The sequence below is a fragment of the Roseburia inulinivorans DSM 16841 genome, from assembly GCF_000174195.1.
In the GTDB taxonomy this organism is placed as follows: Bacteria; Bacillota; Clostridia; order Lachnospirales; family Lachnospiraceae; genus Roseburia; species Roseburia inulinivorans.
Map to the genome: position 1 here is coordinate 47333 of NZ_ACFY01000144.1, position 9980 is coordinate 57312.

Annotated in this window: 6 protein-coding genes; all 6 read right to left on the reverse strand. The window is 37.8% G+C overall.

Translation table 11 applies throughout. The features are described 5' to 3' along the window. Window positions 1-14: 14 nt before the first annotated feature. Genes ROSEINA2194_RS21310 through ROSEINA2194_RS15040 form a run of 6 tightly spaced genes read right to left on the reverse strand, consistent with a single transcriptional unit; the run spans window position 15 to window position 9767 of the window. Window positions 15-164 (reverse strand): hypothetical protein, encoded by a 150-nt coding sequence (locus ROSEINA2194_RS21310; protein ID WP_007889325.1) that lies wholly within the window; start codon window positions 162-164, stop codon window positions 15-17. Window positions 165-176: 12 nt separating this feature from the next. Continuing rightward, window positions 177-2357, reverse strand: coding sequence for a DUF262 domain-containing protein (locus tag ROSEINA2194_RS15020; RefSeq protein ID WP_007889327.1), 2181 nt, complete (start codon window positions 2355-2357; stop codon window positions 177-179). 14 nt (window positions 2358-2371) lie between these two features. Further along, a complete protein-coding gene (locus tag ROSEINA2194_RS15025) occupies window positions 2372-3544 on the reverse strand; it encodes an aminotransferase class V-fold PLP-dependent enzyme (RefSeq protein WP_044928373.1) in 1173 nt (390 codons plus the stop codon). 52 nt (window positions 3545-3596) lie between these two features. Further along, entirely contained in the window at window positions 3597-7136 is a 3540-nt protein-coding gene (locus ROSEINA2194_RS15030; RefSeq protein ID WP_172727138.1) for a DUF6079 family protein, read from the reverse strand. Then, complete coding sequence (locus ROSEINA2194_RS15035) at window positions 7105-8010, reverse strand: DUF4007 family protein (protein WP_007889337.1); 906 nt, start codon at window positions 8008-8010, stop codon at window positions 7105-7107. The genes ROSEINA2194_RS15030 and ROSEINA2194_RS15035 overlap by 32 nt, the downstream gene beginning before the upstream one ends. Window positions 8011-8024: 14 nt before the next feature. Further along, window positions 8025-9767 (reverse strand): phosphoadenosine phosphosulfate reductase domain-containing protein, encoded by a 1743-nt coding sequence (locus ROSEINA2194_RS15040; RefSeq protein WP_007889339.1) that lies wholly within the window; start codon window positions 9765-9767, stop codon window positions 8025-8027. Between the last annotated feature and the right edge of the window lie 213 nt (window positions 9768-9980).

Sequence of the window (9980 nt, forward strand, 5' to 3'; positions counted from 1 at the left end):
TCTCTCCTTTGTCTCTACCTTGTTCTTAAGTTATCAATAATTATTTTTTGTATCTCCTCCGACATTTTCTGGTCTGTCAATGCTTTGCTTCTGAGGTTTCTGCGTTCTGCGCTAAGGACTTCGAAGGTTAATGTATTCAATAATCTTTCATCTATTTCTTTCATCTTGACTGTCTCCTATAAATACATATTCACACGTTTTTCCACATCCGCTTTTACGCTTCCAAATCTTTTTTCAAGTATCTCAGCTAAATTGGGTTCATTAATTTCCTTTTTTCCATTAATGTCGATGTGCAAATCATAAACTGAATTATCATTACAATACTTAACGTAATACTCTACTTGATGATTTGAAATTTTTTGATTTGAATCTTTTGTAATATAAATAAAATTTAATGGAGAATTAAAGACATTCTTTTTATCATCCCTGCGTTTCTTTTCCATTCCCTTATATGTACTGTCTAATGTACCTACAGGAACAATATGATGCTCCTCTAATTTGTCACACACATCTGAAAACACCTGTATCTCTGCATCCGTCATTAAATCCGTGTATGTTTCTGCCAGATAAAACTGACATAATGTCTTTCTTACAACTGCTTTTGGAATTACACTTGTTTTCATTAGCAATGTCTCTTTATCAGAAAAGCCCTGCATATGAAACACATTTTTTTTCATATCCTGAATCCAGTTCTTATCTTCCGGATTCTTAATTATACTTAAGACATGATTGATGTCTTCGATAATATTTTCGCTTTGGTCTTTATCGTATCTTCCTGAAAATATGGAACACCAATACCACGCTTCTAATATATTTATTATATTTTCGTTCTCATAGAAACTGTCATTTGATAATATGTATCCTAATAAAACAAGCATGAGATTATAGTTTATTTCCTGTATTTTTCTAATTCCACATCTCACTTGCAAAAAGAAACATGCTCTATCTATTCCTTTACATGCTTTCCCATAATTGTTACAGATTTCATCCGATGTTAACGACAATATTTTGTCTCTCTTAATATAAGATAACTCCACTCTATTTTTCTGATAATCAGGAACATAACAAATCAGAGACAATACATTCAAAAAAATATCTGTATATTTTTTATTCAATTGATTCTTTTTTTCATCAAAACATCCGAGTCTATCCGATGCCGAGTACATTCCAATTGTATCTATAAAACATTTGTAATATTTCTTCATCCTGTCTGGGACAATTTTTTCATCGTATTTTTTCGTCCGCTGTATATCATCAACGATTAAATCAAAAAGATTCTTATTACTTGCAAGCTTCTTTTTTGCAGCTTTAGCTAAAACTAATTCAAATGTGCTTAACGATATGCCACCTATATTTAAGTTTTCATAAATATCAATAGCTCTGTTTCTATCTGATTTTGACACTACAATTTGGTGAAGATCCAAATTCGATATACAACATGTCAGATATTGCTTCATCTTATCAGCCCAATGGGTTTCTCCCATACTGATCCAGCTTTCTTCAAGTTCACTTCGATCCACTTTCTCTGCCTTGATAATTTCTCCCTTATAGTCATCTTCAATATATTTATTTACAAATTCCTGCTTCTGACTTTCCGTTGTTAAAATATCAAATTCTTTCTCTATACGGTAACGCACCACTCTTGTTACGATGTCCTTTAAAATATTTTTCAAACGGGTTTCATTACTTGAATCCCCTTTTCTGTTATTAATCAATAAAAACAAAGGAATATAATAATAATCTTCTTTTAAACAAAAATTTCCTATATTCTGTGGTTTTTCAGCATGTGGCGCATAGACTTCCTGTGTTTTTTCATCATAAGAAAAATATACAATATCTTCTCTGATATCCCCTGTCAAAAACTCTGGAACATCACTTTCCGGACTGGTCATCGCAAACTGTAATTCTTTCAAATGAAACCAGTCTTCTTTTTCATCCAGGTTCTCTACCGATGGTATCCGCAGAAAGAAACGATTTTGCAGATCAACCGAAATTAGTCTCCTATAATCGGTCATTAGCTTTCCACTACCGGAATAATCATAGAAGAGCTGGTTCGAAAATACATTCGCTAATGCTGTCATTCTCTGTTGTCCATCTAATAGCACATTTACATTTCTGTTTCCACCAGATGTATCCACTTCATCTTTTCTGCCTAAAATCCTACATCCAAAATCCTCTGTATCTGCTTCCAAAACAAGAATGCTTCCTATTGGCATTTTAGTTAATACAGATGCAACCAGTCTTTGCTGCATTTCTATATCCCATACAAAACCTCTCTGAAAATCCGGTAATAACAACTCCTGTTTTTGTATTAATTCAATCATTTCTTTCAAATTTGTTTTTGTATCATTTTTCATAACTTTCCCTCTCCTTATCCTTCCGCAATTTCCCTGACTGCATCCACAAGCACATCAATCTCTTCTTTCGTCGTAAACCGTCCCACACTCGCTCTCACCACTCCAAGATAACTCACACTTCCAAGATATTTATGAATGAGCGGTGCACACTGGTAACCAGTCCGGACTGCCACATGATAGTCCTGATCCAGGATCATTCCCACTTCCCCTGCCTGATAGCCTTCCACATTGAAAGACACGATTCCGGCGTGATTTTCCAGATGTTCTGGTAAATACAGAGTCACTCCGAAAATCTTCTTCAACTGTCGTATCAGATACTCCGTCATTTCTTTTTCTCTGTCCAAAAAGTAATCTGCATTTTCTTTCAAATATGTCATTCTCTCTTCCAGGGATGCATGCAATCCTGCAATTGCCACAATATTCGGACTTCCGGGTTCATAGCCAACCGTTCCTTCCTCCGGCATTTCCAGATTCAGTGAATCACTTCCGGTTCCCCCGGCAATCATATGTTTTAATCTATATTTGGAATGATAGATAAAACCTCCGATTCCAAATGGACCATACAAAGTTTTATGCCCTGCAAACACATAAAAATCAATCGGACTATTTTTAAGCGAAATAGGAACCAATCCTAATGCCTGTGCACCATCCACAACTACAATTGCTTCATATTCTTTGGCTGACGCTGCTATTTCTTCCACCGGAAGAATATAACCTGTAACATTACTCACATGAGACATCACTACCAGATCCGGTTTTTCTCTCATGAACTGAAATCTGATTTTCTCCTGATCCAGTTCCATTCCTTTTTCATCGAGAGCAAGTTCTGTGATCAAAAAACCATACCTCTTCTGGTATAAAAATAAACTCCGCATAGTTGCGTTATGTTCAAATGGCGAAACATACACAGTCCGTTTTTTTTTCCAGTCTATTCCACCAAAAATCTCGTTACATGCAAGCGTAGCAGAGGCTGTAAATACAACCTCTGCTACATTCTCTGTCTCCGTCAATTCCATGATCTGCTGTCTTGTTTCACTAATAACTTCAGAAGCTTTCCTAGCAAGCGCATAGGCGCCCCTTCCGGCATTGACAGCGTAATCCCGGTTTGCCTCATCCATTGCCTTATATACATTTTCATGTTTTGGAAATGTCGTTGCCGCATTATCAAAGTAATATACTTTTTCCATATCTGTACTCCACATCTTTTTCGTAATGATCCGGTCTCTTTCTGCCCACCTTCTACAATAACTTCCTGATCGCCTGAACCAGAACTGCTACTTTCTGGTTCATCTCCAGCGTATCACCAAAATCATCCAGTGCTTCCTCGATCATATTTTGCAGATAAATGCTGGTAGAATCTGTAATTTCTGCATCAAAATACTTCATAACCTCATTTCCCTCTGCATCCTGCAGAATAAACCTGCTCTTACTGTCAGTGGCAGCAGAGGCATCCTGGATATTCTCAATTTCAATACGTATCTGATGCAGTTCTTCCTGAAATTGCACAATAGAAGTATCGTTCCAGTCTTCCACATACATATCTGTAACGATCCGGCTCAGTTTCCGCACAATTTCTTCTTCATCATTTGTCGCTAATTGATCTAAATAAGACATGAATTTACTGATTCCAGTACTTAATATATACTGTTTTGAAGCCTGACTCTGTCTCTCGTACCATTCGATGAGGCATGCCTTCAGATTCGTATCTTTTTCCACATGAAATTCTTTTTTTATCTGGATATTGATCTGTGTTAAAAGTTCATCCAGCTTTCCATTCATCTCCGAGACAGCATTTTTTACCCCCACAATTGCCTGTTCATAATCATCTGTTTCCATCCCATCTGGAATTCTGTCAAAAATCAATTCCCTCGGATTTATCTCTGCACGCTTTAATAAACTTCTGAGTACTTTTACAATTAAAATGTTCTCACTTGAATAATGATCTGTAACTACCGTATATTGCGGCAATGAACGATACCATTTCTGCATACATGCCGCGATTCCATTGATCCGGCTTTGTTTTGAGAGTGTAAAGTCTCCCCTCTCGCAGAAAATCTGCTCTAATTCTCTTAAATACCAGTCTTTTGCAGCTGTCTCCGGTTCAATGTACAATTCATATTTATCCGGGAACTCATTCACGTTATTTAACGTATCAAAAGAAACTTCTAATTCTTTATTTTTCAGATATATAACGGCCGTTCCTTCTGTATCCGCCAGCTTTTTTGCCAGAAATAAAGGTATGATCCCTTTTCTTGCACCATAATCTTTTCCCTGCAGACATTTATATAATGTTTCAAAAGAATGTTTTTCTCCTGCACATTGTTCAAAAAATCTCTCGATCTCATTGCAGACACGATTGCATCCTTCATCATTTTTTGTGTGGACAAATGCTGCACGATATACCATCGCTTCCGGACTGGTACCTTTCCTATATCCTGCGCAGTCATTTTCATTCAAAAGATTTTTAATCACCTGATTTCTTGCCTTTTTATATTGGGCACCAACACACTCGATATTCAAAAGCTCATGATTTACCTTAGGAGAATGCCCATAATATTTTTCACATACACTGCTTAAATAATCGTTCCAGTCCGCTGGATTTGTGCAGACCACTGTTTCTCCATTTCCTCCAAATACAGCTGTGTTCCGGCTTTCCGGTGAAAAATCCTGTTCTAACACTGTATTTATCTCAAAAACAATATCATCCTCATATAAATTTAATTCCTGAAGCAGTACCACATTATCTTCAATAAATTTTTCATCTTTTTTCAGGCTTCTGACTGCCTCATATTTTAAAGCAAGATTTCTGACTGACAGTTTATGGTCTGATACCAGTGCGATCAGTCTGTCATCCGCTAATTTCTGCAGATGTTTTTGTACCTCAATCACATCTGTCTCATCTTCATAAATGAGGAGTAAGATTTTTCCATCTGCAAATTTTTCTTCAAATAAATATGCACTGTTTTCCAGTTTTAGGAAATCCGAAAGCAGCATGATCTCATACTGAAAATATCTGGTGATTGCAAATTTCTGGTTATACCGCTTCGGCAGTTCGTAGTCCATCTCTGCGCTATCCATAAGGCTTCTGCACAGATCAAATCTGCTTTCCAGTTCTCCCATGCGGCTTTCGATTGCTTTTTCTATGTCAACCCCAACGTTAGAACGGAACGCATACACCCCAAGGCTTTTTCTATATATAATCAGATCTTTCTCCACTAACTGCTGCATTGCATGTTGAAATTCTTTTTCTTCACATCCCAGTGAAAGTCTGAATATCTCCTCTTTTGCAGGCAGTTCTTCCTCTTTATGGATCATCCGGATAATCGCAATCGTCTTTAGTATCCGGATTTCCAGATCCTCTGACACTTGTGAAATCGCATATTCTGCTTTCATCCATTCATTATGGATCTGCGGAAGATCCGTATTGTCCCGAAACAGATTTTTAAAATAATCATAAATTTTATTGATCCCGATAAAGTCCTCTTTTCCTTTTTGCAAGAGCCAACTTAAACTGCCCTGTTCCTCTTCCGCCAGAAATGTAAAAATTGTCCGCTCGTTCTGCGCCACTTTTTCCGAAATGCAAAGCAGTGCATAAGCCGTCAACGGCAATAACGGATAACATCCTTTTCCAAGGATTTCCTGATATTCGCTCTGTTCAAACAGCTTTTGGAAACATGGCAGATAATATGTTTTCTCCACAATATCTCCATAAACGGACTGATTTTTCCACTCTTTGTATGCTTCTGAAAAGTCCGGTTCTTTTTTCTCAATGGTATCTGCGATCAATTCATAATTATTTTGTGCTGATACAATAAAATCAATTTCCTTAATTCTTCCCTCCACACCGCGGAAAGAATTTTTGACCGATTTATCAATCGTTTTTCTATAATCATGAATACTTTTATGTGCAACCAGTGTAAAAATCATCTGACCTTTCGAAGCATTCACCAGTTCGCACATATCCTGTAACGTTTTCATATCATTTGAAAAATGCTCTGCCCCATGTCCCTCTAAATATTTACTGAATTCATCAAAAACCAGGAACATGCCGGCATAACCTTTTTCTTCCACCAAAATTCTGTTGATCTGCTGATAAATGCGGACAGTATCCAGTTGCATCATCGGCTGGAATTGACTTCCTGCCGTCAGTTTTGGATAGGTTTCCGTAAAAAAGTCCAGACTTCCCTGTTCCTGCTTTTCAAGCTGCATACAGAAATCATCCATCACATATCCTGCCTGCTCTGCCATCTTTTCAAACGCCACATATGTTTCCGGATATTCTTTCTTCCATTTTTCAATAACCTTAACTGCCTCTGAATAATAATCCGCAGGTGCGAGATCCCGTAATTCTTCGCGGTTTAATGCTTCCTGAAGTGCATAAATAAAACTCTGATTTAAATCTGTGCCCGGAACAGAATTCACTAATACCGGCAGATATTTATTTTCCTGTTTGATCCACTGTCTGATTTCATCTGTTAACTGTGGATCAATTTTTTCTATTTTTTCTAAAATCACCTGATTTTGATTCATACTTCCGTGAAGTAATGCTAAAAGCACCAATAACAGATGTGATTTTCCTTTTCCATAAGGTCCTATTAAAACAGAGGCACTCTCCCCTGATTTTCCTGATACGATATTCCAATAACGTTTTAAAATTGCAATAGAAGAACGCGTTGGAATATAACTTCCAATGCGTTCATAATTATCCAGATCAAGCTGTAAATTTACAGACTTCTGAAAGGAATGATTAATTTGTATCAGTTTCATCAAACGGTTCATAATGTACTCCATGTTTTTCGTAGTAGTTTCTTACAACAGAATTGCCATCTGTTTTCTCATTTAAATACACCATATTCAGTCCTGCGGTGTGGTTGATAATGATTTTGTCCTGATTTTCCAGACGCTCCAACAATTCGATGAGCATGGTTCTCTTTAAGTTCATGATCTTTCCCGGTCCGCCCTTCATGGTCAGAAGTTCGTCGATCTGGACCGAATCATGCTCCTGTAAAAGATCGTTCAGCAGATAATAAATAATATCCTCAGGTACTTTATTCAGATCCGGCTGGCATTTTTCAAACAGGTCACCTGAAACTTTGAGCAGATTTAATTTCCAGAAGGGGCTCTTGTTCTTTTCCTCCGGATTCATCTGCTTCTCTTTTCTCTTTACATACATTCGGAGAATGGCATCACAATCGTCTTCCACGGATTTTTCTGAAAACTTTTCTCCATCTGTATAATCCGCTGCAAGTTCTGTCATCTCATCGTTCATCTGTTTTCGTGAAAACTCCTCATAAGAAAAAGAATCAAAAAACAGTCCCCACGCAGTTGCCAGTGCATAATTTTTTACGATCTGACAGTGTAAAAGCCATATCGTAAAAATATCCTCAAGATAAGGATCTCCTGTCAAAATGATTCTTCCAAGCTCTGTGAGCTTTGTTCCCTCCTTCGGCTTATCCTCCGTCAGGTTCATCGTCTTAAGCCAGTAGCGGATCGATTTTGCCATATTAGGTCCAACTCCCAGTTCATCCGCTCCATAATTTTCAGAAAAAACTTTTGCATTTTTCTCTATTTCAAATAATCCTTTGTTCAGCCATCCCTCACGGAGAATAAAGCTTTCATGCCCCTTAAAACGGTATTTATTTTTCTCTGTCAAGGATCGTCACCTTCCTACTCTCTTTTTATTGATAATACTTTCCGCATATAACAGCCTGCGATAAAGTGGTTCACACACTCTCCACAGCGCATGCATTTTTCATCTGAAATGCGGTAGTCGATTTTTCCATCTTTCTCTTCTTTCACAGAAAGTGCATTGAAACGGCATACACTTTCGCATGCCAGGCATCCCATGCACATCTGATACTTTGTAAGCTGACATTTGACACGTTCCTCCGCCGTTTTCATGTCGGATGCACCGGCGATCTTATGATCCAGGATCGTCACTTTCAGATTCCTGCTTCCAACTCTTCCCTGCAATTTCAACAGAATCTTTCCGGCTCTATTCAAAATAAAAACTTCTCCAAGTCTTGCATTGCCCATGTCAAAATTCAGATATCCAAATGGACGGAAAAGTTCGTATAATTCTTCTGTGACAGGTTTCTGAAGTTCGTAATTGAAGGCATTCTCTTCTGTGGCACATGGTTTAAAAGAGATCACCGATTTCTGTGCATACGCTACCCCGTTACCGCCCTGCCTTGCCTTCCAGAATCCGTCATCCACATATACTTCTGCATCTTCTTTTCCGATACTTCTGGCAAAATCGATCAGCAGTGTACGAAACCGCTCTGACTGCTCATGCATATGGATTTTTGACAAAAATTCCGACCAGCCGCTGTTGTTCGGGCAGCACCAGCATCCAACCCTTGCATAACCCAGACGGTATGCGTCATTAAAATCAATCCCGGATGTCAGGATGTACAGCCAGATATCAAAATCCATCCAGTCAATGATCGGGGAAACAATGCGCTGTTTCGTGATTTTAGGGCTGTCAGACTCCCGCTCGTATTTGCTCCGGCTCAACGATTCACTGCGCCGGATTCCATAAAAAGTTAAAATCTGATTTTTATCCCTATATAAAGATTTGATTCTTTTTTGAATCGTTCCCGTTTTAAAAATGGTACAGCACCACCGCATCACACGGCTTGGCGGTCCAACCAATTTACATAATTCTTCAAAATCTTTTTCTTTATTTCTTGCAGAAATAAGAGGTGTCTTCGGATGATTCATCTTGAATCTCTGAACATATTCATAGGTATACGGAAATTCCAGCGTCGTATCTCCAAAAATATGCATGATCTGCGGATTGCTTAAAGCACGTGTCACCAGATCTGCTGTGACAGTCGAATCCTTTCCCCCACTGAAGGAAACAAACATATCTGTAATATTAAAATTCTCTGTCACGCTTCTGATATATCCCTTCGCCTCTTCCACAATCCGGTTATATCGTTCTTTATTGCACAAAATAAAACGTTCCATCTGTTCTTCAAAGTACTGATAAGTATTCTGCGCTTTTAATTCTTCGTATTGCTTCCGAATCGCATCTGTATCCTTATTTTTCAGGTCTTTGACAGAAAATTTAATTTTTTTTCCATTTACAAAATAATTATTTCCGTTGCCGTTCCAGACAGAATCTTTTTCAAATGCAAACGGCTTTTCCAAAATGATTTCTAACAGCAGACGTTCTTCTGGAAACACCGGTCTTACATCACTGGTCAGCTTTTTTCCTTCCTGTCCACAAACCGGACAAGTCTTCTCATAAATTGGCACCTGACATTCTGGACACCAGAAAATCTCTGAAATGGCATCTGCCCGTCCGCCACAACTAGGACATATACTTGTCTCACATCGATTATTTGTACATGGCAGATTCTCACCTGTTTTGTCATTTTTATTGTGGCAAATATATGTGATCATAATTGCACTTTTTCCTAACTTTCAAGACTTATTCTTATAAAATAAGAATATATGTTCATTATAGTCTTAGCTTCAAAGAAATTCAATACGTTATTCTTTGTTTCAAAGACTTTTTGGATTATGAACTGCCGCTTCGGGTGGTGTTACGGGTTTTTTGCAGGTTATGTTGTATTGCATGCCTAAAGTATTTATAAACATAAAAAAATAGAACTG

Coding starts and splice junctions, on each gene's coding strand:
- ROSEINA2194_RS21310 (WP_007889325.1), bottom strand. CDS start 164: ATGAAAGAAATAGATGAAAGATTATTGAATACATTAACCTTCGAAGTC.
- ROSEINA2194_RS15020 (WP_007889327.1), bottom strand. CDS start 2,357: ATGAAAAATGATACAAAAACAAATTTGAAAGAAATGATTGAATTAATA.
- ROSEINA2194_RS15025 (WP_044928373.1), bottom strand. CDS start 3,544: ATGGAAAAAGTATATTACTTTGATAATGCGGCAACGACATTTCCAAAA.
- ROSEINA2194_RS15030 (WP_172727138.1), bottom strand. CDS start 7,136: ATGAACCGTTTGATGAAACTGATACAAATTAATCATTCCTTTCAGAAG.
- ROSEINA2194_RS15040 (WP_007889339.1), bottom strand. CDS start 9,767: ATGATCACATATATTTGCCACAATAAAAATGACAAAACAGGTGAGAAT.